Here is a 23,002-nt window from a genome sequence, read left to right on the forward strand (position 1 = left end):
AAGCGCGATGCCGGCTACGCGCCGGCCACGACTCACCACCTATGCAGCCTCTCGCGTCTCGTTGAAGCCTCAGATCGCCAGGCGCGCCAACAGATCCCGCGCCTTCTCCGCGTTTTGCGGATCGCAGAGCACATCGTAGCGGCCGGCCACCAGCTGCATGGTCGAGCTGAAATCCCTTGTGCCGCGGGCCATTGCGTACGGAACCGCGGAGGTGATCAAGCCGAAGAACACCCCGGCGACCAGACCGGTGACCAGCGCCGCCCACGGGCTGGGGCTGAAGAAGCCGAGCACCAGGCCGATGAAGAGGCCCAGCCACGCCCCGCTGAGGATTCCCCCGCCGATCACCTTCGCCCACGACAGCCGGCCGGTGACCCGTTCCACCTGCATCAGGTCGACGCCGACGATGGTGACCTGCTGAACCGGAAAGTCTTGGTCGGATAGATAGTCGACGGCGCGCTGAGCCTCGGCGTAGGTGGGGTAGGACCCGACCGGCCAGCCCTTGGGCGGCGTCGGCAATCCCGGCGCACCCCGACGGGCCGCGCCGGAAGGGGTCGCGCCGGGAACCTGGCCAGGCTGAAAGGGGCTAGTCATGTGTACTCATTCTCCTCCGCCTCGGCCCGGAACTCATCTCGGGTTTCATCCCCGGGGGTTTCACCCTATCTAGGCAACCTTCCGGGACCGTGAGCAAACGGGCCGGGCGGTCGTCACCGCGACGCCCGCCGCCCGTCCTTAGGCTAGGTTGAACACCATGACGGCTCCGGGCGGCGACCCCAACGACCAGGCCCACCCGCCCGCCACCAGCGGCCCCACCCCCAACCAGCCCCAGTGGGAAGCGCCCTGGGGGCCGCCGGTCGCCGACTATCCGCCGCCGGTCGCGGACTATCCGCCCCCGGCCTACCCGGCACCTGGCTACGCGCCCCCGTACCCCGGCTATCCGCCGCCAATGCCCCCTCCCGGCGGCTACGGCCAACCGCCGGGTTACGGCGGGCCGCCGGCCGGCTACGGCCCGCCGCCGTACTCGGGTGGCTACGGGTTCCCGGGCGGGCCGCAGCCCGACGTGCCGACCGGGACGAACGGGCTCGCCATCGCCTCGCTGATCTCGTCGGTGGCGGGGGTGTTTTGCTGTATCGGCTCGATCGCCGGCATCGTCCTGGGCACCATCGCGCTCGACCAGGTCAAGCGGAACCGGCAGGACGGCTACGGCCTGGCGGTCGCCGGCATCGTCATCGGCATCGCGACACTGGCGGTGATGTTCGTCGTCGTGATGTTCGCGATGAGGTCCCATTAGCGACGCGACCGCGGCGCATCCCCCATCCGGTCGGCGGCTGAATAGGCTCTCTGGCATGGCATCGGTCAATAGGGTGTACGTCGCGCGCCTCGCGCGAATGTTGGTGTTGGGGCCGTTCGGCGAATCGTTCGGGCGTGTCCGCGATGTCGTCATCAGCATCAGCATCGTGCGCCAGCAGCCGCGCGTCCTGGGGCTGGTCGTCGACCTGGCGACCCGACGCAGCATCTTCATTCCGATCCTGCGGGTCGCGGCGATCGAGCCCGACGCGGTGACGTTGAACACGGGCAGCGTGTCCCTGCGCCACTTCGAGCAGCGCCCGGGCGAGGTGCTGGCGATAGGCCAGGTACTCGACACCCAGGTCAAGGTCAACGACCCCGCGCTGCCCGAACTGGCCGGCCTCGACGTGGTCGTCACCGACCTCGGAATCGAACAAACCCGCACCCGGGACTGGTTGGTGAGCCGGGTTGCCGTCCGCGTTCCCCGGCGACTGGGACGGCGCGGCCCGGTGCACGTCGTGGACTGGCACAACGTGCAGGGCCTGACCCCGTCGGCGCTGGCGATGCCCGATCAGGGGGTCGCCCAGTTGCTGGGCCAGTTCGAGGGACGCAAGGCTGTCGACGTGGCGGACGCCATCCGCGGCCTGCCGACCAAACGGCGGTACGAGGTGCTCAAGGCCCTCAACGACGACCGGCTGGCCGACATTCTGCAGGAGCTGCCGGAGCTGGATCAGGCCGACGTGCTTTCGCAGTTGGGCACCGAACGGTCGGCCGACGTGCTCGAGGAGATGGATCCGGACGACGCCGCCGACCTGCTCGGCGTGCTGAACCCCACGGACGCCGAGATGCTGCTGACGCGGATGGATCCCGACGACTCCGAACCCGTGCGGCGGCTGCTCACGCATTCCCCCGACACCGCGGGCGGCCTGATGACCTCCAACCCGGTGGTGCTGACGCCCGATACGTCGGTCGCCGAGGCGTTGGCCCGTGTCCGCGATGCCGACCTGACCGCCGCCCTGTCGTCGATGGTGTTCGTGGTGCGCCCTCCGACGGCCACACCCACCGGGCGGTACCTCGGCTGCGTGCCGCTGCAGCGACTGCTGCGCGAAGCGCCGGCCGAACTGGTCGGCGGCATCGTCGACAGCGACCTGCTCACCCTGACGCCGGAGACTCCGCTGGCCGCGGTGACGCGCTACCTCGCCGCGTACAACCTGATGTGCGGACCGGTCATCGACGACCAGAAACACCTGCTGGGGGCGGTGACCGTCGACGACCTGCTCGACCACTTGTTGCCGCACGACTGGCGCGTCGACGCACAGGAGTTCGACGCCGCCGGCCGGCTCGAGGGATTGGGGGGGTCGGCGTGAGCAAGTCCACGGCCCCGCGGCGGCTGTACACGCCGCGGACATCGCGCGGCTTCGGGCTGCACGTCGATCCCGACGCGGTCGGTCAGATCACCGAGTCGATCGCGCGGTTCTTCGGCACGGGCCGATACCTGCTGATCCAGACGATCGTGGTGCTGGTATGGATCCTGGCAAACGTGTTCGCGGCGACGCTGCGCTGGGACCCCTACCCGTTTATCCTCCTCAATCTGGCCTTCTCCACCCAGGCCGCCTACGCGGCCCCGCTGATCCTGCTGGCCCAGAACCGTCAGGAGAACCGGGACCGGGTGGCCCTCGAGGAGGACCGCCGCCGGGCCGCCCAGACCAAGGCCGACACCGAGTATCTGGCCCGGGAACTGGCCGCGCTGCGGCTGGCCATCGGCGAGGTGGTGACGCGCGAATACCTGCGCCACGAGCTGGAAGACCTGCGCGAATTGCTGGCCAACCTGCGGCCCGAAAACCCTGACGACGAGGCGGTTCGAGCCGGTGACGGCATGGAGCGCACGGCTAAGAAATAGGAGTGAAAGCAAACCAGACCATTGCGCCACTCCCGTCACAAGAGTTATGTATGGTGATCTAGTTCACGAGGCTACGGATACGTAACTTTTCGACTACCTCACTATTAAGGACGGTCGAGTGCGCATAGGGGGACACTGGGGTCCACGCGCGGTCGCACTGGTGCGGCAACGGGCACTCCGCGTAAAGAAAGCGCCGGCGTTCGGCGTAGCCATCATCACTCTTCTGATATTTGCCGGCGCGGTGGGCGGGGCCGCTCCCCCACTTTCCGGCAACGTGCCGGCGGTGCGTGCGGTGGTGAGCCCGGTGGCCGCCGTATCCCCAACTTTCCCCGACGTTTCCGGGCCGGTCGTCGTCTCCATCGAGCACTCACCCACCGCGTTCCACGTCGCCGAGCCCGCGTTGGCGGCGCCACCCCCGCCGATGATCGTGAATGCCCCTGGCGCGCTTGGCATTCCAAGTGTCGCGCTGAGCGCCTACCGCAACGCCGAGCAGAAGATGGCCGTCGCCGCACCCGGCTGCGGCATCAGCTGGAACCTGCTGGCCGGCATCGGGCGCATCGAGTCGGGCCACGCCGGCGGCGGCGCCGTGGACTCGCGCGGCACCGCGGTCCGCCCGATCTACGGGCCGGCGCTGGACGGCACCCTGCCGGGCAACGAGGTCATCATTTCCAGCAGCGCCGGCAATCGCGTCACGTACGCCCGCGCGATGGGACCCATGCAGTTCCTGCCCGGCACCTGGGCGCGCTACGCCTCCGACGGCGACGGCGACGGCATCGCCGATCCCCAGAACCTCTTCGACTCCACGCTGGCGGCCGCGCGCTACCTGTGCAGCGGCGGCCTCAACCTGCGCGACCAGTCGCAGGTGATGGCCGCCATCCTGCGCTACAACAACTCGATGTCGTATGCGCAAAACGTCCTGGGGTGGGCCTCCGCGTACGCCACCGGCGTCGTCCCGGTCGACCTGCCGCCGATCACCGGGCCGCCACCTCCGCTGGGCGACGCGCACCTCGAGCACCCGGAGGGGCTCGGCCCGAACCTGCCGATGAACATCAACGGCCTGCCGATGGACGACCCGCTGGCGCGCGTGCCGCTGATCGACTTCAGCCCGCAGGGCGTCAACCAGCCCCCGATGTTCCCGTGGATGGCGCCCGCCGGCCCGGCGCAGCAACAGACCCAGCTGCCCGGGTGCACGCTGATCTGCATCGGCGCCCAGAACCCGCCGCCGTTCGGCGCCCAGAACCCCCCGCCCTTCGGCGCGCCCGCACCGCCGCCGTTCGGCGCGCCCGCACCGCCGCCCTTCGGTGCACCACCCGCGCCGCCCGCCGGCCTGCCCCCGGCGCCCATCCCACCGGCGACGCCCGCTCCGGCCGGCTGATCGGCCGAGCGGCGATCGCAAGCGCGGCGAAAGCCGGGCGAAGCGGGTCGCCGCCAGATGCCCGAGCGGCGATCGCAAGCGCGGCGAAAGCCGGACGAAGCGGGTCACCGCCAGATGCCCGAGCGGCGATCGCAAGCGCGGCGAAAGCCGGACGAAGCGGGTCGCCGCCAGATGCCCGAGCGGCGATCGCAAGCGCGGCGAAAGCCGGGCGAAGCGGGTCACCGCCAGATGCCCGAGCGGCGATCGCAAGCGCGGCGAAAGCCGGGCGAAGCGGGTCGCCGCCAGATGCCCGAGCCGCGCGCGCCTACACTCGGCGGTGATGTCCCGCCATGACCTGTCCGATTCGGACGCCGAGCTCAACGCAGCCATCCGCGCCGCCCTGGGGAAGGTGATCGACCCCGAACTGCGGCGTCCCATCACCGAACTGGGGATGGTCAAGAGCATCGACATCGGCCCTGATGGCGGCGTCCACGTGGCGATCTACCTGACCACCGCCGCGTGCCCGAAGAAGACCGAGATCAGCGAGCGCGTCACCCAGGCGGTTGCCGACGTGCCCGGCACCGGCGCGGTACGGGTCAGCCTGGACGTGATGAGCGACGAGCAGCGCACCGAGCTGCGCAAGCAGTTGCGCGGTGACGCCGCCGAGCCCGTCATCCCGTTCGCCCAGCCCGGGTCGCTGACCCGGGTCTACGCGATCGCATCGGGCAAGGGCGGGGTCGGAAAGTCAACCGTCACAGTAAATCTCGCGGCGGCGATGGCCGCCCGGGGTCTGTCGGTGGGAGTGCTCGACGCTGACATCCACGGCCATTCCATCCCACGCATGATGGGCACCAGCGACCGGCCCACCCAGGTCGAGTCAATGATCCTGCCGCCCGTCGCCCACGACGTGAAGGTCATCTCGATCGCCCAGTTCACGCAGGGCAACACCCCGGTGGTGTGGCGCGGACCGATGCTGCACCGGGCCCTGCAACAGTTTCTCGCCGATGTGTACTGGGGCGACCTCGACGTGCTCCTGCTCGACCTGCCGCCGGGGACGGGCGACGTCGCGATCTCGGTCGCACAGCTCATCCCCAACGCCGAGATCGTCGTGGTGACGACGCCGCAGCTGGCCGCCGCCGAGGTCGCGGAGCGGGCCGGCAGTATCGCGCTGCAGACGCGCCAGCGCCTCGTCGGCGTGGTGGAGAACATGTCGGGGCTGGTGCTGCCGGACGGTTCGACGATGCAGGTATTCGGCGAGGGCGGCGGCCGGCAGGTCGCCGAGCGGCTCTCGCGGGCCGTCGGGGCGGATGTGCCGCTGCTGGGTCAGGTCCCGCTGGACCCGGCGCTGGTGGCGGCCGGCGATGCGGGCGTCCCCGTCGTGCTCAGCGCCCCCGACACCCCGGTGGCCAAGGAACTACGCAGCGTGGCCGACAACCTGTCGTCGCGGCGGCGCGGGCTGGCCGGGATTTCCCTCGGCCTCGACCCCACGCGGCACTAACCACCCCCGCGAGCGACCGTGTCTGTACGCCAACACGCCGTCACGGGCGTGCAATTGCGGTCGCTCGCGGCCGACGATCAGGTGGCGTCGGAGTCGAACGGGGCGGGAGCGCCGGGCGGATGCCGCTCGGCCTCGACCGCCGGTGTCGACGGCTCCGGCGGGTGCCCGTTCACCGGGCGGTCGAAGTTTCCGGTCAGGAAGGAATCGTCGCCGTCCAGCAGGTGCTTCGTCAGGGCGGCCCGCGGCGACATACCCCGCAATTTCTGCAGCTCGCTGAGCGGGCCACGCAGGTCGTCGAACTCGGGCCCGAGGTCCTCACGCAGCTGGGTGGTCATGCCGCTGAGGTAATCCCGTGCCTGCCGCAGCGCGGTCGAGGTCCAGCGGATAGCGCCGGGCAGCCGCTCCGGGCCCAGGATCACCAGGCCGACGACGACCAGGACCAGGATGTGCTCCCAGCTCAGGTTGCCGAACATCTAGCCGGTGTCGGGGTCGGGTTTGACCGTCAGCGTGACGTGCCGACCGTCGCGGACAACCTCCACCGGGGCGTCCTGGCCGATGGTCAGCTGTCTCACGGCGACGACGAACTCGTCGGCGTCGGCCACCTTGCGGTTGCCGATCTTCACGATCACGTCGTTCTCCAGGATGCCGCCCTTCTGGGCTGGGCTGCCGGCCTTCACATTGGCCACCTGGGCGCCCGAGGCGATCGCGTTGCTCACCGAGCGGGTGCTGACGCCCAACGTCGGGTGCACGATCTTGCCGTCTTTGATCAGCGTCTGGGCGACCATCTTCGCCTCGTTGATCGGAATCGCGAAGCCCAGCCCGCTGGCGCTGTCGGACAGCGACTTGCCGGCGGTGTTGATGCCGATCACCTGAGAGTCCATGTCGATCAGCGGACCACCAGAGTTGCCGTGGTTGATCGAGGCGTCGGTCTGGACGCCGTCGATGACGGTATCGGTGTCCGACCCCTCGCCCGACAACGGGACTGGGCGGTGCAGGGCGCTGACGATGCCGTGCGTGACGGTGCTGCGCAGCCCCAGCGGCGCGCCGGCCGCGAGGACCTCGTCGCCGACTCGCACCTTGTCGGAGTCGCCGAGCCGCGCCACGGTCAGGTTGTCCACGTTGTCGACCTTGAGTACGGCCAGGTCGGTCTTGGGGTCGCGACCCACGAGGTTGGCCGGCACTTCCTTGCCGTCGTTGAACACCACGGTCGTCTTGAACTGGCTGGGGTTGTTCGCGGCCTCGGAGATCACGTGGTTGTTGGTGACGATGTAGCCGCGACCGTCGATGATGACACCGGAGCCCTGCAGCCCCTCCTGGTCGCTCTTCGACTCGATGGTTACGACGGAATCGGCGGTCGCCGCCGCCACCTTGGCGAACCGCCCGGCCGGCTGTTCGGCGTTGTTCGGGGTCGCCAGCGTCACCTTCGAGGTGGTGAATGCCTCGACGACCTCGGCGGTCTTGCGGCCGATCACGCCGCCCAGCAGGCCGATGACCAGCGCGATCAGCAGTAGAACGGCCAGGGCGAGGTAGGACACCTTGCCGCCGAACAGCACATCGCGCACGCCCAGTTTGCCGCGGTAACCGGGAGCGGGCTGCGGCCCCGTCGGGGCCACCGCGGGGGTGCCCAGAGCGGCGCCGGCCGCCGGGTCCCGCCAGGGGTCGTCCGGCTCTTCGGGCCCGGAACCGTTCTGCTCGGCGGCCAGCGCCCCGGCGTCTACGGGGTGGCGCTGCAGCGTGTCCACGCTCCCGACGGGCCGGCTGAACGCCTCCTGCAGCACCGGGTCGGACGGTCGATCGTGCGGCGTGTACTCGGACTGAGCCTGGTATTTCGGCGGGCGCACGCGCTCCGCCACGAAAGACCCGTTCAGCCCGTCGGGGCGGCCGAACGTTTGACGGGATGCGGGGTCGACCGGCGGCCGGGAAATGGGCCGCGGCGCCAGGCGACTGCGAACGTCCCTATCGCTGTTCTTGCCGCGGTCGTAGCCACTGTCATTGCCGTCGGAGGTCACATCACCCTCTTTTGATTCCTCATCCCGAGCGCTCGAGACCCGCCTTTACCGGGCGCCATGCACCGCGCCGATGTTGTCCGTGTCCACCCTAGTATCCACGGTTTGGTAATGGCCGCCCATGAACGCACGGGCGAGGCGCGGTTTCGCCGTCGAAGGTGCCGGGTCAGCGGCGTTTGCGCTGGCCGCGTACGTCGCGCCCGGCCAACCCGTCGGCTACCTCCGCCGCAGCGGTGTCGTCGTCCGACCAACGCGGAATGTCGGCAAGCAGCCCGAGCAGTGTGCTGGGGATGCGGATGGGATGGGAGTCGCGCAGTGCCGCGCGTGCCCGGCTCTGATCCTCGACCTCGGCCGCGCAATCCGGACACAGCGAGAGGTGATGCGCAGCCCGCAGGTGGGCGTTCATTCGCAGCTCACCGTCGACGAACGCGGCGATCGCCTCGACGGACAGATGCTCGGTGGACCCGAACCGGCGGGGCGCCCCGACCGGTGCGTCGCTTTGCGAGGCGAATTGGGATGGCAGCCAGGAGAACGCGCGCCGGAACAGATGCCCCACATTTCCGGGGTCGGCCATCACCAGCTCCTTTCGTGCCGCCTGTACCTCGAATGTAGCGCGAGGTGGCGCCCGACCGCGCCCCTACGGCCGGCGAATTCGCTGGATTGTTGCGCGGCAGCCTGGTTACGACGGCCGCGTCCGCGCTGCTAGGCCGACTCGGCGTGCAGCGCGTCCGGGCGGACGCCGGCTTCCGGGTGTGCGGCCAGATAGTCGCGCAGCGCCTGGCGTCCCCGGTGAATGCGGCTGCGCACGGTGCCCAGCTTCACCCCGAGGGTCGCGCCGATTTCCTCGTAGGACAGGCCTTCGATGTCACACAGGACGACCGCCGCACGAAACTCCGGCGGCAGCGAGTCCAGGGCCGCCTGCAGGTCCGGGCCAAGCCGCGAGTCGTGGTAGATCTGCTCGGGATTCGGCTCGTCGGCGGGCACCCGGTCGTAATCCTCGGGCAGCGCCTCCATCCGGATGCGGGCGCGCCGGCGCACCATGTCGAGGAACAAGTTGGTGGTGATGCGGTGCAGCCAGCCCTCGAACGTGCCGGGCTGGTAATTCTGCACCGACCGGAAGACCCGGATGAAGGTCTCCTGCGTGAGGTCCTCGGCGTCGTGCTGGTTGCCGGAAAGGCGGTAGGCCAGCCGGTACACCCGATCGGCGTGCTGCCGCACCAATTCGTCCCAGGACGGCATCGCCGCCTTGTCCCCCGTCGCGTCGAACACCGCGGTGCCCGACAATTCGTCCGGCGTCTCCGCCCATTCGTCGTCGCGACGATCTTGGGGATGCGACATGCTGGTTGGGCTCAAAAGCGTAGTGATGTTGAGTTCCTCCGACTCTGACCTGCCATCGAGGATTGACAGTTCATTGCAGTCAGAAACACGAAGCTGCAAATGTCTATTCCCCATGCCCCTGACAGAGCGTCCTCCGCGATCCATACGGTTACCGTGGCGTACCGGAGTGTGCGCGATATAGGAACAATCTGAGCTGAGGCTGAGAAACCATATCGTTACCTGGCCTGTCCAGGGCGGATCCGGCCGACGATCAATTTGGTATCACCGAAAGTCCGGGCGTGTCATCGCACCGCGGGCGGGCGCGCCTGACCGACCGCCGCACCGTTGGAATACGCTGCGGGCATGGACGGCACCGACGCAGACGCCCCCGGCCAGACGGCCCCCAGCCGGGCCGAGTCGCTTGCCGCGCATGCCGAGGGTTCGATCTCCGAGGACGCGCTTCTGGTCGCCGCCCGCGAGCGGGCCGTGGACATCGGCGCCGGGGCGGTAACGCCGGCGGTCGGCGCGCTGCTGAGCCTGCTGACCAAACTGACCGGCGGCAAGGCCGTCGCCGAGGTCGGCACCGGCGCGGGAGTGAGCGGGCTGTGGTTGTTGTCAGGCATGAGCGACGACGGCGTACTGACGACGATCGACATCGAACCCGAGTATCTGCGCCTGGCTAAGCAGGCGTTCTCCGAGGCCGGCATCGGGCCGTCGCGCACCCGGCTGATCAGCGGCCGCGCCCAGGACGTGCTGACCAGGCTCGCCGACGAGTCGTACGACCTGGTCTTCATCGACGCCGATCCGGCCGACCAGCCGGCTTATGTCGTCGAGGGCGTGCGGCTGTTGCGGCCCGGAGGCGTCATCGTGGTGCACCGGGCGGCGTTGGGCGGGCGCGCCGGCGACCCCGCGGCCCGCGACGCCGAGGTGACGGCCGTCCGCGAGGCGGCCCGGCTCATCGCCGAGGACGAGCGACTCACCCCGGCACTGGTGCCACTCGGGGACGGCATCCTGGCCGCGGTCCGCGACTAGTTCCCGCGCGCCCACGGCGGTGAGCTCGCGCTGTGCCGCTCTGATCGCATCACCGCGGCCACCCCCGTCGCCACATAAGCAGATACCCGCGTAACCCCAATCGGCGGATTGCCCCGTTCTGCGCGGGGCCTTTTGCGCCCCCTTGACGCCCGCCTGAACGAACGTTTAGCGTACTGAACATGCGTTCAGCCGACCTGACCGCCGCCGCCCGGATCCGCGATGCGGCCATCGCGCAGTTCGGCGAGCAGGGCTTCGGCGTGGGACTGCGCGCGATCGCCGAAGCGGCGGGCGTGAGCGCCGCGCTGGTCATCCACCACTTCGGCTCGAAGGAAGGCCTGCGTAAGGCCTGCGACGACTACATCGCCGAAGAAATCCGCGACACCAAGTCCGAAGCGCTCAAGTCGAACGATCCCGCGACCTGGTTCGCACAGCTGGCCGAGATCGAGTCGTACGCACCCATGATGGCCTACCTGGTGCGCAGCATGCAGTCCGGTGGCGAGCTGGCGAACTTGCTGTGGCGCAGGATGATCGACAACGTCGAGGGATACCTCGACGAGGGCGTGCGCGCCGGCACCATCAAGCCCAGCCGCGATCCCCACGCCCGGGCCCGCTATCTGGGCATCACCGGCGGCGGCGGCTTTCTGCTCTACCTGCAGATGCACGCGACGCCAACCGACATCCGCGCCGTGCTGCGCGACTACGCCCGTGACATGGTCCTGCCCGCCCTCGAGGTCTACACGGAAGGCCTGATGGTGGACAGGACCATGTACGACGCATTCCTGGCCGCCGACGAGCAAGGAGGATCCCATGCCGGCTGACAAGCGAGCGCCCATCGAAATTCACGGCCTCATCAAGACTTTTGGGCGGGCGCGGGCACTGGACGGCCTCGACCTGACAGTGCGCGAGGGGGAAGTGCACGGGTTCCTCGGACCCAACGGGGCCGGCAAGTCGACGACCATCCGCATCCTGTTGGGCCTGGTCAAAGCCGACGGCGGGACAGCACGGCTGCTGGGTGGTGACCCGTGGGCCGACGCCGTCGGCCTGCACCGCCAGATCGCCTACGTGCCGGGCGACGTCACGCTCTGGCCGTCGCTGACCGGCGGCGAGACCATCGACCTGCTGGCGCGGATGCGGGGCGGCCTCGACCGGACCCGCCGCGCGGAGCTGATCGAGCGCTTCGACCTCGACCCCCACAAGAAGGTGCGTAGCTACTCGAAAGGCAACCGCCAGAAGGTATCGCTCATTTCGGCATTCTCGTCACGGGCCGCGCTGCTGCTCTTGGACGAGCCGAGCAGTGGGCTGGATCCATTGATGGAGCACGTCTTTCAGCAATGCGTGGGCGAAGCTCGCGACCGCGGGGCCACCATCCTGTTGTCCAGCCACATCCTGGCCGAGACCGAGGCACTGTGCGAGCGGGTGACCATCATCCGGTCCGGCAGGACGGTCGAGAGCGGCTCGCTGGCGTCGATGCGGCATCTGAGCCGCACCTCGATCAAGGCCGAAGTGGTTGGCGAACTCGGGGACCTCACCCGGATCAAAGGCGTCGAAGACGTCAGTGTCGACGGCAGCACACTACGCGCCCAGGTGGACGACGAAAGCCTCGGCGAACTGATCAGGGCGCTCGGCGACGCCGGTGTCCGCAGCCTCGTGAGCCAGCCGCCGACGCTCGAGGAGCTGTTCTTGCGGCACTACGACAGCGAAGCCACGCCTCGGAAGGTGCCGGCGCTGTGAGCACTATCGCGACGCTGGACCGGCCGCGCCCGGCACGTCGGGCCACCTCGCACTTTACGGGCACGCTCGCGGTCCTGCGGCTCAACCTGCGCCGCGACCGCGCCTCGCTGCCCCTGTGGGTGTTGCTCCTCTCGGTGCCGTTGGCCACCGTGTATGTCGGCAGCATCGCGAAGGTCTACCCCACCGAGGCCGCCCGCGCCGGATTCGCCGCCTCCATCACCGCCAGCCCGGCCCAGCGCGCGCTCTACGGGCGGATCTACAACGACAGCCTTGGGGCCGTGGGAGTTTGGAAGGCCGGCATGTTCCACCTGCTCATCGCGATCGCCGTCATCCTCACGGTGATCCGGCATACCCGCGCCGACGAGGAAACCGGCCGCACCGAATTGGTCGACTCGACCGCCGTCGGCCGGTACGCCAGCCTGAGCGCGGCGCTGCTGCTGGCGTTCGGGGCGTCGGTCGCCACCGGCGGGATCGGTGCGGCGGGGCTGCTCACGACCGACGTCCCCGCGGGCGGCTCACTCGCCTTCGGCGCGGCGCTCGCCGGCTCCGGCCTGGTGTTCACCGCGGTGGCCGCGGTGACGGCCCAGCTATCACCGAGCGCCCGGGTGGCCCGGGGAGCCGCGTTCGCCGTGCTGGCGGTCGCGTTCACCCTGCGCGCCGTCGGTGACGCCGGCGATGGCAGGCTCTCGTGGCTCTCGCCGCTGGGCTGGTCGCTTCATGTCAGGCCGTACGCCGGCGACCGCTGGTGGGTTCTATTGGCGCACATGGTGACCGCCGTGGCGCTGACCGCGGCGGCGTATCGATTGCTCGCCGGGCGCGACGTCGGGGCCGGGCTCATTGCCGAACGACCCGGCCCGGCCGCCGCCGGGCCCGCTCTCGGCAACGTCTTCGGCCTGGCGTGGCGGCTCGATCGCGGCGGGCTGCTGCTCTGGACCGTCGGCCTGTGCCTGTACGGGCTGTTGATCGGCAGCGTGGTGCACGGCATCGGCGGCGAGTTGGGCGACAACGGCGCGGCGCGTGACATCGTGGCGCGGATGGGCGGCACGAGCGCCTTGGAGGACGCCTTCCTCGCGGTGGCCTTCACAATGATGGGCATGGCGGCCGCCGCGTTCGCCGTGTCGCTCACCCTGCGACCGCACCAGGAGGTAGCCGGCCAGCGGGCCGAAGCCACCCTGGCCGGGGCGGTGTCCAGAAGTCGTTGGCTGGCAAGCCATCTGGTTCTCGCGATCGTCGGCTCCACGGTCGCGATGCTGGGCAGCGGACTGGCCGGCGGGCTCCTCTACGGCATCGCGGCAGGCGACCCCGGCGGAAAGGTCGGCACCGTCGTCGCGAGCGCCGCGGTACAGCTGCCCGCGGTCTGGTTGCTCGCCGCAGTGACCGTCGCGATCTTCGGGCTCGCGCCGCGTTTCGCTCCCGTGGCGTGGGCGGTGCTGGTCGGGTTCGTCGGCCTGTATCTCGTCGGTTCGTTGGCCGGATTCCCGCAGTGGTTGCTCGATCTGGAACCGTTCGCGCACACGCCACGCGCCGGCACGGGCTTCACCGCCACTCCGCTGCTGTGGCTGCTGGGCATTGACACGGGGCTGATCACTTTGGGCACCATGGCTTTTCGACGTCGCGATGTGCGTTGTTAGGAGGATCCATGAAAACCGCTGTTCGACTCACGGCGTCCTCGATCTTCGGGCTGGCCTCGCTTGCCGTCATACTCTTCCTGCCCGCCGGGACGCTGCACTATTGGCAAGCCTGGGTTTTCATGGCCGCCTTCACGACGGCGTCAATCATCCCGACCATCTATCTGGCGCGGACCAATCCGGCGGCGCTGCGGCGGCGCATGCGTGCCGGGCCCCGCGCGGAGACCCGGACGGCCCAGAAGGTCATCATCACCGGGTCCTTCGTGGACCTCTTCGCGATGATGGCGTTCAGCGCATTCGATCATCGGATGGGCTGGTCGTCGGCGCCCGTGTGGCTGTGCCTGGTCGGTGACGTCCTGGTGGTCACCGGCTTGAGCGTCGCCATGTTGGTGATCGTCGAAAACAGCTACGCTGCGGCCACCATCACCGTGGAGGCGGGACAACAGGTGGCCTCCGGCGGCCTCTACCAGTTCGTCAGGCACCCGATGTATGTCGGCAACGTGATCATGATGGTGGGCGTGCCGCTGGCGCTTGGGTCCTATTGGGGACTGCTGTTCGTCATCCCGGGAATCGCGGTGCTCGTGTTCCGCATCCTCGACGAGGAGGAGCTACTCATCCAGGATCTGACCGGCTACCGCGAATACGCGCAGCGGGTGCGCTACCGACTGGTTCCGCACGTCTGGTAGCGGGGCTCCCCGCTCCTCTTGCGAGCGGTGCGGCGCGAGTCAGATCCAGACGCCCTTGCCCACGGCGACGACGCCGCCGGTGCTGATCGCGAAGCGCTCCCGGTCCTTCTCCAAATCCACGCCGACCATCTCGCCCGGCCCGACGACGACGTTCTTGTCGAGGATCGCGTGGCGCACCACGGCGCCGCGGCCCACGCGGGCGCCCGGCATGATCACGCTTCCCTCGACGATCGCGCCGTCGTCGACCACGACGTTCGACGAGAGCACGGAGTTGCGCACCGACGCGGCCGAGATGATGCTGCCCGCGCCCACCACCGATTCCTGCGCCGAGCCGCCGTTGACGAACTTGGCGGGCGCAAGGTTTTCCGACTCCCCACGGATCGGCCACCGCTTGTTGTACAGGTTGAACACCGGATGTACCGACACCAAATCCATGTGGGCGTCGTAGAACGCGTCGAGCGTCCCCACGTCCCGCCAGTAGCCGCGGTCGCGGTCGGTCGCGCCGGGCACCTCGTTGTCCTTGAAGTCGTACACGGCGGCCATCCCGTCGTCCACCAGGCGGGGGATGATGTCGCCGCCCATGTCGTGGTCGGAGTGATCGTCGTCGGCGTCGGCGCGGATCGCGTCGATGAGCACCTTAGTGGTGAAGATGTAGTTGCCCATCGACACGAACGCCGAAGCCGGGTCGTCCGGGATCCCCGGCGGATTCAAAGGCTTCTCGACGAATTCGCGGATGCGGCCGGAGTCGTCGGCATCGATGCACCCGAAGGCGCTCGCCTCGCCGCGCGGGACCCGGATGCCGGCCACGGTTGCGCCCGCCCCGCTTTCGATATGGAACTGGACCATCTGCTCCGGGTCCATCCGGTACACGTGGTCGGCGCCGAAAACCACTATGTAGTCGGGGTCTTCATCGTAGATGAGGTTCAGTGACTGGTAGATCGCGTCGGCGGAGCCGGTGTACCAACGCGGGCCGAGTCGCTGCTGCGCCGGGACGGGGGTGATGTACTCCCCGGCGAGCCCGGACAGGCGCCAGTTCTGCGAAATATGACGGTCGAGTGAATGCGACTTGTACTGGGTGAGAACGCAGATCCGCAAATAGCGGGCGTTGACGAGGTTGGACAGCACGAAGTCGATGAGCCGATAGGCACCCCCGAAGGGAACCGCGGGCTTGGCACGGTCCGCCGTCAGCGGATACAGCCGCTTGCCCTCACCGCCGGCCAGGACGATACCCAGCACGTGTGGCGCTTCCCTCATAGGGTCAAACCTATCGGCCGCACGGAACCGCTGCCAGGGGGATCGCCCTATTGGCTGTCTGTCGGGCTGTCCGTCAAGGTATTTGGGGCCGGACGGCCCGCAACCGATAGTGCGGCCCGCCTCGCACGCCCCTGCCCGCGCGAACTACCGTGCGGGGTATGCGGGTGGCGATGATGACTCGGGAGTATCCACCCGAGGTGTATGGCGGAGCGGGGGTCCATGTCACCGAGCTGGTCGCCCAACTGCGCCGACTGTGCGCGGTCGACGTGCACTGCATGGGCGCACCACGGCCCGGCGCCTTCGTACACCAGCCCGATCCGCGGCTGAAGCACGCCAACCCGGCGATGTCGACCCTGTCGGCCGACCTGATGATGGCCAACGCCGCGTCGGAGGCCACCGTCGCGCATTCCCACACGTGGTACACCGGGCTGGCCGGGCACCTGGCCGCCACGCTCTACGACATCCCCCACGTGCTGACCGCGCATTCGCTCGAGCCTCGCCGGCCGTGGAAGGCAGAACAGCTCGGCGGCGGCTACCGCGTTTCGACGTGGGTGGAGCACACCGCCATCTTGGCCGCCGACGCCGTCATCGCCGTCAGTTCCGCGATGCGCGAGGATGTGCTGCGGGTCTACCCGGCACTCGATCCGAGCGTGGTACACGTCATCCGCAACGGGATCGACACCGACGTCTGGCACCCGGCCGGGCCGGCGGAATCCGGGTCCGTGCTGGCCGAGTTGGGCGTCGATCCGAGCCGGCCCATGGTGGCGTTCGTCGGGCGGATCACCCGGCAGAAGGGCGTGGCTCACCTCGTGGCGGCCGCGCACCGATTCAGCCCCGACGTTCAGGTGGTGCTGTGCGCCGGCGCCCCTGACACCCCCGAGATTGCCGAAGAGGTGCGGGCCGCGGTCGACGAGCTGGCCCACAGCCGCACCGGCGTGTTCTGGATCCGCGAAATGCTCCCCATCGGGGAGTTACGCGAAATACTCTCGGCCGCAACGGTTTTCGTCTGCCCATCGGTGTACGAGCCGCTGGGGATTGTCAACCTGGAGGCGATGGCCTGCGCAACACCGGTGGTGGCGTCTGACGTTGGCGGGATCCCCGAGGTGGTCGCCGACGGGGTCACCGGGTCGTTGGTTCACTACGACGACGCCGACCCCGAGGGTTACCGGACGGGACTGGCTGAGGCGGTCAATGAGCTGGTTGCCGATTCCGAGAAGGCGAAGCGGTACGGCCAGGCGGGACGCCGGCGTTGCGTTGACGAATTCTCGTGGACTCACATCGCAGAGCAGACGCTGGACATCTATCGAAAGGTCTGCGCCTAGTCACGCCGGTGGGCAGCCCTCAGGTTGAGCTCGTCACGCCTTTGAGTTCGTCGCCCAGAGCGGCAGCCTCGTCGGGCGTCAGTTCGACGACCAGCCGACCGCCTCCTTCAAGTGGTACCCGCATCACGATGCCGCGCCCCTCCTTCGTTGCTTCCAGAGGACCGTCCCCGGTCCGGGGCTTCATCGCCGCCATCGAGTGCTCCCTCCAGGTTCGAGCTGGCCCGCCCTCGCGGACCTGGTCGGCGCCGAGCATGCCCCGCCAGCGATATTCCAGCCACACCCGACATCGAACTGCCTAATCACCCCCCCATTGTTCCCTATCGAGGTCATCATTTGCACAAAGACCCGGTTCTGGCCCGTCGTGGGCCGCCCGAAGCCGGTCTCCCGCCCGGATCGTCACCGGGCCCTACCCCGATCGCCCGCCTCCTCACCGGCCCGCACACGGCCCGGATCGTCACCGGGCCCTACCCCGATCGGCCGCCTCCTCACCGGCCCGCACACGGCCCGGATCGTCACCGACCTGAAGGCACCCAGCAGTCGCGAACATGGTCGTCCACCATGCCCGTCGCCTGCATCAGGGCATAGGCGGTTGTCGGCCCGACGAACCGAAACCCGCGCCGCTTGAGCTCCCGCGCCATGGCCTTCGACTCCTCCGTGGCCGAAGGAATTTCGGACGGGTCGGCGGGCCGCGGCCGCGAGGACGGCGCGAACGACCACAGCAAGTCGGACAGCTCCGTCGACGACCCGAGGTCGGCGGCGGCGCGCGCGTTCGCGATCGTCGCCTCGATCTTGGAGCGATTACGGACGATGCCTTGGTCCGCCAACAGCCTCTGCACGTCGGCGTCGGTGTAGCCGGCCACGGTCTCGATGTCGAAGCCGGAGAAGGCGCGCCGGAAGTTGTCCCGTTTGCGCAGGATGATCAGCCACGACAGGCCGCTCTGAAAGGCCTCGAGGCTCATCCGCTCGAACAGGCCGACGGAATCGTGCAGCGGCCGGCCCCACTCCTGGTCGTGGTAATCCCGGTACAGCTCGAAGTCCGGGCCCGGCTTGAGGGTCGCCCAGGCACAGCGGACCAGCTCGTCGTTGTTCACATCTTGTCCTGACGGTCGCCGGCCTCCTCGGGTTCCACTGGAACCGCCTCGGCCTCGGACGCGCCCGTCGGCGCCGCCTGCGCCTGTGCCAGCTGACCACGCAGGGTCTCGAGCTCCCGGGCGAGCCGGTCGAGCACCCAATCCACCTCGCTGGTCTTGTAGCCGCGAAGCACCTGGGTGAACTTGACGGCGTCGACGTCGGCGCCCGTCACGCCGTACGCGGGCAGCACCGTCGCGGTGGTGCCCCGCGGCAGGGGCGGCAGCTGCTCGCCTCGGCCGAACAGCAGGCTTGCCGCGCCGAACAGCACGATCCCCACCAGCACCAGCACCACCAGGTACAGCAAGACCAAGGCCACGGGGTCGATATTGCCCTATGCCCCCGACACATCGGCGATCAGCGGGGCCGCAGGACCTTCATGGGCGGCCGGTCGGACAGCGATACCGGCGAGGTGTGCTGGGTGTAACCCTGCCCGTCCACGACGAACTGGGTCAGGCCGACGCCGGAATCGGGAACCCCGCAGCGCGACAGCAGCGTCGCGATCACCTGGCGGCTCATCGCGCCGAGCTCGGCCAACGGGCGGTTGCGGTGCGCGCGCACACCGAGGTTGACCTGGGCAATCGCGTCGAGACCGAGCCGGTCGAACGTGTCCACCAGCAATCCGATCTCCACGCCGTAACCCGGCGCGAACGGCAGGGACGTCAACAGTTCGCGGGTGGCGGCGTACTCGCCGCCGAGGGGCTGCAGCACACCGCCCAGCTCCGGGCGCAAGGCCGCCAGCAACGGCCGAGCCACCAGCTCGGTGACCCGCCCGCCGCCCGTCGCACCGGCGCCGCCGCTGGCATCACCGACGTTGAGCGGACGCCGGTAGAAACTCTTCACCAGGTGAATGCCGTCACCCGTCAGAAGGGGAGCAACCAGCCACGGCACGAACATCGGGTGCGGGTTGATCAGGTCGGAGTCGACGAACACCACGATGTCGCCGCTGGTGACCGCGAGAGAACGCCACAGGGCCTCCCCCTTGCCGGGCCGCGTCGGCACCTCAGGCAACGCCTGCTCGCGGCTGACGACGCGGGCGCCCGCGGCAATGGCGCGGATCTCGGTGTCGTCGGTGGACCCGGAGTCGAGCACGATCAGCTCGTCGACCAGCCCATCCACCAGCGGCGAGATGCTCTCGATCACCGATTCGACGGTTTCTTCCTCATTGAGCGCCGGCAGCACCACGGAGATCGTCCGCCCGGCTTTCGCCTCCTCGAGCTCGCCGAGGGTCCAGGCCGGGCGGTGACGGTTGCCGTCACCGAACCAGATGTCCCCGGGCCGAGCGGCCAGCGCGCCGTCGCTGGCGAACGCGACCAGGTCTGATGCCGTCATGCGAGGCCCCTCACCGTGCGCGCCGGCGGGCGTGTTCCCTGGATCGAGGCGACCATCTCGAGCACACGGCGGGTGGCGGTGACCTCGTGCACGCGGAACATCCGCGCGCCGGCGGCCGCGGCCAGCGCGGTGGCGGCCAGCGTCCCCTCCAGCCGTTCGGTCAATCCCACACCAAGAGTCTCCCCGACGAAGTCTTTGTTGCTCAAAGCCATGAGAACAGGCCATCCGGTGTTAACGAGATCGCTCACGTGACGCAACACAACCAGCCCGTGGAAGGTGTTCTTCCCGAAATCGTGGGCCGGGTCGATCAGCACCCGGTCGCGGTCCACCCCGCTGGCGACCGCGCGCTCGGCGGCGGCGGTGACCCGGCGGATGATGTCGTCGACCACGCCGCGGGGGGTGGTCCCGTAGCTCACCCGGAACGGGCGGGTGCGCGGCAGTGCCCCGCCGGTGTGCGAGCACACCAGCCCCGCGCCGAACTCGGCGGCCACCTCAGGCAGGGCGGGGTCGATGCCGCCCCAGGTGTCGTTGATCAGGTCGGCACCCGCCGCGCAGGCCACCCTGGCCACCTCGGCCCGCCAGGTGTCGACGCTGATCAGCTGGTCGGGGTAGGCGCCGCGGAGCCACTCTATGAACGGCACCAGCCGGGCGATCTCGGCATCGGCGTCGACGACCTCGCCGGGCCCGGCTTTCACGCCGCCCACGTCGACGACGTCGGCGCCCTCGGCGATGGCCCGGTGCGCGGCTTCGCGGGCGGCCTCGTCGCTGAAGGTCGCGCCCTTGTCGTAGAAGGAGTCCGGGGTGCGGTTGACGATCGCCATGATCAGCGGGCGATCCGCCGCGACCGGACGGCCGCACAGGGTTGACTGCACGCATCCATGGTGCCCGGTCATCGGGTCGGGCGCGCCCCCAGGCCGCGGTCTGGGCTCGGCCGTGAGCGCCCCAAGGCTGCCGTCAGGTCATCGAGACTGCACCCAGCGCGCGTCGAAGCGGGCGCGGGCACACTGTGGGCGCAATCTCGGCGCGGCCAGCGCAGTCTCGGCGCAACGCGTGCACACCGACGCCGAAAAGCCGCTCAGCCCTTCGGGCGCTTACCGGCAGCCACTTCCTCGGGGTACTCGGCGTAATACGGCACGTAGCCCTCGTCGCGGCCGGCCAGGACGTAGAGCGGATCCTGCACGTCGGAGCCGTACGCCTGGTCGCGCAGCTCCACCTTCCGGCTCTTGAACGTCGTGGTCTGCGCCAGCTCCTTGACGACCCGGACGAACAGCGGCAGCGCGTAGGACGGAAGCTGGCCGTACACCGCGCGCGCCAATGACTTGCCGTCGAACTCAGCGCCCTCGCGCAGCTTGACGGCGGCCATCCCGGCGCGTCCGCCGGTGTGCGGGATCTCGACGCCGAACACCGTGCACTCCTCGACGGAGTCGTCGGTGGCCAGCGCGGCCTCGACCTGGGTGGTGGCGACGTTCTCACCCTTCCACCGGAAGGTGTCGCCCAGCCGGTCGACGAACGCCGCGTGACCCAGCCCCTGCGGGCTCATCACGTCACCGGAGTTGAACCAGACGTCGCCCTCGCGGAAGGCGTTGCGCACCAGCTTCTTCTCGGTGGACTCCTTGTCGGTGTAGCCGTCGAACGGCTGCAGCCGGTTGACCGGGCTCAGCAGCAGGCCGGGTTCACCCGCGGGCACCCGACGCACCCGACCGTTGTCGTCACGCAGCGGCGCGCCGGTGTCCGGGTCGTACTCCACGTAGGCCAGCGGCATCGGGAAGAGGCCGGTGGTCCGGGGCACGTTGAAGACGTTGATGAACGCGGTGTTGCCCTCGCTGGAGGCGTAGAACTCGCAGATGCGCGCGATGCCGAACCGCTTGGTGAACTCGTCCCAGATCTCCGGGCGCAGGCCGTTGCCCGCGGCCACCCGCACCTTGTGCGCCCGGTCGGTGGGCTTGGGCGGCTGATTGAGCAGGTACCGGCAGACCTCGCCGATGTAGATGAAGGCCGTCGCCTCGGCGGCGATCACCTCGTCCCAGAACTTCGACGCCGAGAAGGACGCGCCGAGGGCCAGCGTCGCGCCGGAGTTGACCACCGAGGACAACGCCACCGTCAGCGCGTTGTTGTGGTACAGCGGCAGGCAGCTGTACAGGGTGTCGTCGCTTTTCAGCCGCAGCCCGATGCCGCCGAACGCGGCCAGCGCCTTGAGCCAGCGCAGGTGCGTCATCTTGCTGGCCTTGGGGTAGCCGGTCGTCCCCGAGGTGAAGATGTAGAACGCGGTGTCCCTGGCCTGCACCGCCGCCGCCGAGGCGGGGTTCGTGGCCGGAGCGCTGACGGCGAACCGCTCCAGGTCTTCGATGGTCACCGTCTCGGTGGTGCCCGCCGCGCCGCACTCGGCGACGGCGCTGACCAGGTCGGTCTCGGCGATCAGCACCTTGGCGTCCAGCAATCCGAGGCTGTGCGCGAGAACGTCGCCGCGCTGGTGGTAGTTGATCATGCCGGCGATCGCGCCGCACTTGACCGCAGCCAGCATCGCCAGCACCGCGTTGGGCGAGTTGCGCAGCATGATCCCGACGACGTCGCCGTTGCCGACGCCGCGGGCGGCCAGCACCGCGGCATAGCGGTTGGCGGCGGCGTTGGCGTCGCGGTATGTCAGCTGCTGATCGCCGAATCGCAGGAAGACGCGGTCGCCGTAGCGGGCGGCGCGTTCCTGGAACACGGTGCCTATCGATTTCTTGGAGTTGGGGCGAGCCAGTAACCCGGTCCTGGCGCCGCGCACGATCGCCGGCATGTCGGCCAGCAGTCCCGGCACCCGGGATGCGATGTCGGTCAGGCGGACCGCGGTGCGCGCTCCGCCGTCGTGATCGGACACGTTTGCCTCAGTTCCCTCGAGTGGTTGTCCACATGACAAGTCACGCCAGCCTAATGGGGAGAACTCGGTGCCCACCGGGCTCAGGCGGGCCCACACGCCTCCAGCGCGGCACTCACCTTATCGACCCGCACCAACCGGTCCATCGCCGTCTGGGAGACGTAGCCGCTGTCGACCAAGCCGCCCAGCCACAGCCACAGCCCTTCGTAGAGGCCCACCGAGTCCAACAAAACGATGGGCTTGGCGTGCAGGCCGAGGTAGCCCGTCGTCCAGGCGTCCAGCAGTTCGTCCAGGGTTCCCAGGCCGCCCGGCAGCACGAGGAATGCGTCGGCGCGGTCCTCCATCACCCGCTTACGCTCCCGCATGGTCGTGGTGACGATCAGCTCGTCGGCGTCCGCGTCGGCAGCCTCGGCGCGCATCAGGACTTCGGGGATGACGCCGACGGTCCGGCCGCCGCGCGAACGCGCCGCGCTGGCCACCGCGCCCATCGCCGATACCCGGCCACCGCCCCAGATCAGCGTCCAGCCCCGCTCGGCGATCGCCTCGCCGAGTTCGGTAGCCAGAGCGAGCAATTCGGGATGTTCGGGCCCGGACGCGCAATAGACGCATACCGCCCATTCGCCTGCAGCATCGCGTTCGGGGCGCATACTACGAAAGGTAGACCAAGCCCGGT

The 23,002-nt window shown here is 69.3% G+C and carries 24 protein-coding genes; 11 read left to right on the forward strand and 13 right to left on the reverse strand.

The window, feature by feature from the left end; genetic code table 11:
- Positions 1 to 69 precede the first annotated feature (69 nt).
- Positions 70 to 591, reverse strand: a complete 522-nt coding sequence (locus G6N56_RS10185) for a YflT domain-containing protein (protein ID WP_085254522.1) — start codon at positions 589 to 591, stop codon at positions 70 to 72.
- A gap of 157 nt (positions 592 to 748) precedes the next feature.
- Between G6N56_RS10185 and G6N56_RS10190 the strand changes: the two genes are divergently transcribed.
- The 5 genes from G6N56_RS10190 to G6N56_RS10210 all read left to right on the forward strand — a co-directional run bounded on the left by G6N56_RS10190 (position 749) and on the right by G6N56_RS10210 (position 6,036).
- Positions 749 to 1,288: a DUF4190 domain-containing protein gene (locus tag G6N56_RS10190; protein WP_163645105.1), complete on the forward strand. Its 540-nt coding sequence runs from the start codon at positions 749 to 751 to the stop codon at positions 1,286 to 1,288.
- Positions 1,289 to 1,343: 55 nt separating this feature from the next.
- Complete coding sequence (locus G6N56_RS10195) at positions 1,344 to 2,651, forward strand: magnesium transporter MgtE N-terminal domain-containing protein (RefSeq protein ID WP_085258170.1); 1,308 nt, start codon at positions 1,344 to 1,346, stop codon at positions 2,649 to 2,651.
- Positions 2,648 to 3,184 carry a DUF1003 domain-containing protein gene (locus G6N56_RS10200; protein WP_085258171.1) on the forward strand — a complete coding sequence of 179 codons (537 nt, stop codon included), beginning with the start codon at positions 2,648 to 2,650 and terminating at the stop codon, positions 3,182 to 3,184. Before G6N56_RS10195 ends, G6N56_RS10200 begins: the two co-directional genes overlap by 4 nt.
- A 118-nt stretch (positions 3,185 to 3,302) precedes the next feature.
- Positions 3,303 to 4,559, forward strand: a complete 1,257-nt coding sequence (locus G6N56_RS10205; RefSeq protein ID WP_085258172.1) for a lytic transglycosylase domain-containing protein — start codon at positions 3,303 to 3,305, stop codon at positions 4,557 to 4,559.
- A 319-nt stretch (positions 4,560 to 4,878) separates the two neighbouring features.
- Positions 4,879 to 6,036: an Mrp/NBP35 family ATP-binding protein gene (locus G6N56_RS10210; RefSeq protein WP_142280821.1), complete on the forward strand. Its 1,158-nt coding sequence runs from the start codon at positions 4,879 to 4,881 to the stop codon at positions 6,034 to 6,036.
- A 77-nt stretch (positions 6,037 to 6,113) separates the two neighbouring features.
- Here the strand turns inward: G6N56_RS10210 and tatB are convergent, their stop codons facing one another.
- From tatB to sigE, 4 genes are all read right to left on the reverse strand, one after another.
- Positions 6,114 to 6,509: a Sec-independent protein translocase protein TatB gene (tatB, locus tag G6N56_RS10215; protein ID WP_085258173.1), complete on the reverse strand. Its 396-nt coding sequence runs from the start codon at positions 6,507 to 6,509 to the stop codon at positions 6,114 to 6,116.
- A complete protein-coding gene (htrA, locus tag G6N56_RS10220; protein ID WP_085258174.1) occupies positions 6,510 to 8,045 on the reverse strand; it encodes a serine protease HtrA in 1,536 nt (511 codons plus the stop codon).
- A 163-nt stretch (positions 8,046 to 8,208) separates the two neighbouring features.
- The gene (gene rseA / locus G6N56_RS10225; protein ID WP_142280822.1) at positions 8,209 to 8,616 is read right to left on the reverse strand and encodes an anti-sigma E factor RseA; all 408 of its coding nucleotides are present in this window, start codon (positions 8,614 to 8,616) and stop codon (positions 8,209 to 8,211) included.
- 128 nt (positions 8,617 to 8,744) lie between these two features.
- Complete coding sequence (gene sigE, locus G6N56_RS10230; RefSeq protein ID WP_085258175.1) at positions 8,745 to 9,524, reverse strand: RNA polymerase sigma factor SigE; 780 nt, start codon at positions 9,522 to 9,524, stop codon at positions 8,745 to 8,747.
- Between the two features lie 198 nt (positions 9,525 to 9,722).
- Here sigE and G6N56_RS10235 point away from each other — a divergent pair, with 198 nt between their 5' ends.
- From G6N56_RS10235 to G6N56_RS10255, 5 genes are all read left to right on the forward strand, one after another.
- The gene (locus G6N56_RS10235) at positions 9,723 to 10,391 is read left to right on the forward strand and encodes an O-methyltransferase (RefSeq protein ID WP_085258176.1); all 669 of its coding nucleotides are present in this window, start codon (positions 9,723 to 9,725) and stop codon (positions 10,389 to 10,391) included.
- Between the two features lie 179 nt (positions 10,392 to 10,570).
- Positions 10,571 to 11,209: a TetR/AcrR family transcriptional regulator gene (locus G6N56_RS10240; RefSeq protein ID WP_085258177.1), complete on the forward strand. Its 639-nt coding sequence runs from the start codon at positions 10,571 to 10,573 to the stop codon at positions 11,207 to 11,209.
- The gene (locus G6N56_RS10245) at positions 11,199 to 12,122 is read left to right on the forward strand and encodes an ABC transporter ATP-binding protein (RefSeq protein ID WP_085258178.1); all 924 of its coding nucleotides are present in this window, start codon (positions 11,199 to 11,201) and stop codon (positions 12,120 to 12,122) included. Before G6N56_RS10240 ends, G6N56_RS10245 begins: the two co-directional genes overlap by 11 nt.
- Complete coding sequence (locus G6N56_RS10250) at positions 12,119 to 13,753, forward strand: ABC transporter permease (RefSeq protein WP_180150511.1); 1,635 nt, start codon at positions 12,119 to 12,121, stop codon at positions 13,751 to 13,753. Before G6N56_RS10245 ends, G6N56_RS10250 begins: the two co-directional genes overlap by 4 nt.
- Before the next feature lie 8 nt (positions 13,754 to 13,761).
- A complete protein-coding gene (locus tag G6N56_RS10255; RefSeq protein WP_085258179.1) occupies positions 13,762 to 14,436 on the forward strand; it encodes a methyltransferase family protein in 675 nt (224 codons plus the stop codon).
- A gap of 39 nt (positions 14,437 to 14,475) precedes the next feature.
- Here G6N56_RS10255 and glgC read toward each other — a convergent pair whose 3' ends face one another.
- Complete coding sequence (glgC, locus tag G6N56_RS10260) at positions 14,476 to 15,690, reverse strand: glucose-1-phosphate adenylyltransferase (RefSeq protein WP_085258180.1); 1,215 nt, start codon at positions 15,688 to 15,690, stop codon at positions 14,476 to 14,478.
- 158 nt (positions 15,691 to 15,848) lie between these two features.
- Here glgC and glgA point away from each other — a divergent pair, with 158 nt between their 5' ends.
- Positions 15,849 to 17,012 (forward strand): glycogen synthase, encoded by a 1,164-nt coding sequence (gene glgA / locus G6N56_RS10265; RefSeq protein WP_085258181.1) that lies wholly within the window; start codon positions 15,849 to 15,851, stop codon positions 17,010 to 17,012.
- Between the two features lie 19 nt (positions 17,013 to 17,031).
- Here glgA and G6N56_RS10270 read toward each other — a convergent pair whose 3' ends face one another.
- The 7 genes from G6N56_RS10270 to G6N56_RS10300 form a co-directional block, all read right to left on the reverse strand.
- A complete protein-coding gene (locus G6N56_RS10270; protein WP_066995255.1) occupies positions 17,032 to 17,205 on the reverse strand; it encodes a DUF3117 domain-containing protein in 174 nt (57 codons plus the stop codon).
- A gap of 319 nt (positions 17,206 to 17,524) precedes the next feature.
- The gene (locus G6N56_RS10275; RefSeq protein WP_085258183.1) at positions 17,525 to 18,103 is read right to left on the reverse strand and encodes a DNA-3-methyladenine glycosylase I; all 579 of its coding nucleotides are present in this window, start codon (positions 18,101 to 18,103) and stop codon (positions 17,525 to 17,527) included.
- Positions 18,100 to 18,459, reverse strand: coding sequence for a DivIVA domain-containing protein (locus G6N56_RS10280; RefSeq protein ID WP_085258184.1), 360 nt, complete (start codon positions 18,457 to 18,459; stop codon positions 18,100 to 18,102). Before G6N56_RS10280 ends, G6N56_RS10275 begins: the two co-directional genes overlap by 4 nt.
- A 38-nt stretch (positions 18,460 to 18,497) precedes the next feature.
- Positions 18,498 to 19,472, reverse strand: coding sequence for a glucosyl-3-phosphoglycerate synthase (locus G6N56_RS10285; protein ID WP_085258185.1), 975 nt, complete (start codon positions 19,470 to 19,472; stop codon positions 18,498 to 18,500).
- Complete coding sequence (folP, locus tag G6N56_RS10290) at positions 19,469 to 20,344, reverse strand: dihydropteroate synthase (RefSeq protein WP_085258186.1); 876 nt, start codon at positions 20,342 to 20,344, stop codon at positions 19,469 to 19,471. The genes G6N56_RS10285 and folP overlap by 4 nt, the downstream gene beginning before the upstream one ends.
- 203 nt (positions 20,345 to 20,547) lie before the next feature.
- The gene (gene fadD6 / locus G6N56_RS10295) at positions 20,548 to 22,332 is read right to left on the reverse strand and encodes a long-chain-acyl-CoA synthetase FadD6 (protein WP_085258187.1); all 1,785 of its coding nucleotides are present in this window, start codon (positions 22,330 to 22,332) and stop codon (positions 20,548 to 20,550) included.
- An 80-nt stretch (positions 22,333 to 22,412) separates the two neighbouring features.
- The gene (locus G6N56_RS10300; RefSeq protein ID WP_085258188.1) at positions 22,413 to 22,976 is read right to left on the reverse strand and encodes a cytokinin riboside 5'-monophosphate phosphoribohydrolase; all 564 of its coding nucleotides are present in this window, start codon (positions 22,974 to 22,976) and stop codon (positions 22,413 to 22,415) included.
- Positions 22,977 to 23,002: the final 26 nt, after the last annotated feature.

The organism is Mycobacterium saskatchewanense (assembly GCF_010729105.1).
Taxonomy (GTDB): domain Bacteria; phylum Actinomycetota; class Actinomycetes; order Mycobacteriales; family Mycobacteriaceae; genus Mycobacterium; species Mycobacterium saskatchewanense.

Coding starts and splice junctions, on each gene's coding strand:
- G6N56_RS10270 (WP_066995255.1), bottom strand. CDS start 17,205: ATGGCGGCGATGAAGCCCCGGACCGGGGACGGTCCTCTGGAAGCAACG.
- G6N56_RS10210 (WP_142280821.1), top strand. CDS start 4,879: ATGTCCCGCCATGACCTGTCCGATTCGGACGCCGAGCTCAACGCAGCC.
- G6N56_RS10240 (WP_085258177.1), top strand. CDS start 10,571: ATGCGTTCAGCCGACCTGACCGCCGCCGCCCGGATCCGCGATGCGGCC.
- G6N56_RS10185 (WP_085254522.1), bottom strand. CDS start 591: ATGACTAGCCCCTTTCAGCCTGGCCAGGTTCCCGGCGCGACCCCTTCC.
- sigE (WP_085258175.1), bottom strand. CDS start 9,524: ATGGATCGCGGAGGACGCTCTGTCAGGGGCATGGGGAATAGACATTTG.
- G6N56_RS10300 (WP_085258188.1), bottom strand. CDS start 22,976: ATGCGCCCCGAACGCGATGCTGCAGGCGAATGGGCGGTATGCGTCTAT.
- G6N56_RS10190 (WP_163645105.1), top strand. CDS start 749: ATGACGGCTCCGGGCGGCGACCCCAACGACCAGGCCCACCCGCCCGCC.
- G6N56_RS10235 (WP_085258176.1), top strand. CDS start 9,723: ATGGACGGCACCGACGCAGACGCCCCCGGCCAGACGGCCCCCAGCCGG.
- glgA (WP_085258181.1), top strand. CDS start 15,849: ATGCGGGTGGCGATGATGACTCGGGAGTATCCACCCGAGGTGTATGGC.
- glgC (WP_085258180.1), bottom strand. CDS start 15,690: ATGAGGGAAGCGCCACACGTGCTGGGTATCGTCCTGGCCGGCGGTGAG.
- G6N56_RS10195 (WP_085258170.1), top strand. CDS start 1,344: ATGGCATCGGTCAATAGGGTGTACGTCGCGCGCCTCGCGCGAATGTTG.
- tatB (WP_085258173.1), bottom strand. CDS start 6,509: ATGTTCGGCAACCTGAGCTGGGAGCACATCCTGGTCCTGGTCGTCGTC.
- G6N56_RS10255 (WP_085258179.1), top strand. CDS start 13,762: ATGAAAACCGCTGTTCGACTCACGGCGTCCTCGATCTTCGGGCTGGCC.
- G6N56_RS10245 (WP_085258178.1), top strand. CDS start 11,199: ATGCCGGCTGACAAGCGAGCGCCCATCGAAATTCACGGCCTCATCAAG.
- G6N56_RS10285 (WP_085258185.1), bottom strand. CDS start 19,472: ATGACGGCATCAGACCTGGTCGCGTTCGCCAGCGACGGCGCGCTGGCC.
- rseA (WP_142280822.1), bottom strand. CDS start 8,616: ATGGCCGACCCCGGAAATGTGGGGCATCTGTTCCGGCGCGCGTTCTCC.